Here is a 604-nt window from a genome sequence, read left to right as displayed (position 1 = left end):
CCCTGTCTTTGAAATCGTTGCAGCAAGAGCACTCGTTTCTTTAGTGATCAGTTATTTAGATGTGAAACGAAAACGAATCTCTGTTTGGGGCAACAACAAACCACTACTCTTAGCGCGTGGCGCGGTGGGCACCTTCGCGCTGATGTGTGTTTACTATTCGGTGACCACGTTACCTTTGGCAGAAGCAACCATCTTCCAATACATTCATCCAGTATTTACGGCGCTGCTCGCTGTCATTTTTTTGAAAGAGCGAATTCAGCCCACAACCTTCATTTGTATTGCGCTATGTTTGCTCGGCGTCTACGTCATGGTTCGGCCAGAAACCGGCGTAGAATCTGCACAAACACTTCCAATGTTCAGTGTGATGATTGCTATTTTAGGTGCTTTTGGTAGCTCTATCGCTTATGTCATTGTAAGAAAACTCAGCCAAACCGAAGACAGCTCGGTGATCATTTTCTACTTCCCGCTTGTGGCGCTACCAACGTCCATCCTGTTTATGGGAGATAACTTTGTCATGCCAGATCTTTACCTGACGTGTATGTTGGTATTGGTCGGCGTGTTCACTCAAATTGGTCAACTTGGGCTGACTAAGGCGATGCAAACT

At 46.0% G+C, this 604-nt stretch carries 1 protein-coding gene; it reads left to right on the top strand.

From position 1 onward, the window contains the following. Positions 1–604 (top strand): DMT family transporter (locus R7Q48_RS28900; RefSeq protein WP_318133783.1); only part of this gene is annotated, 604 nt, incomplete at both ends.

The sequence above is a fragment of the Vibrio sp. 378 genome (assembly GCF_033339435.1).
Note: the sequence above shows the minus strand (reverse complement) of the source record. Positions and strands in the feature narration are given on the sequence as shown.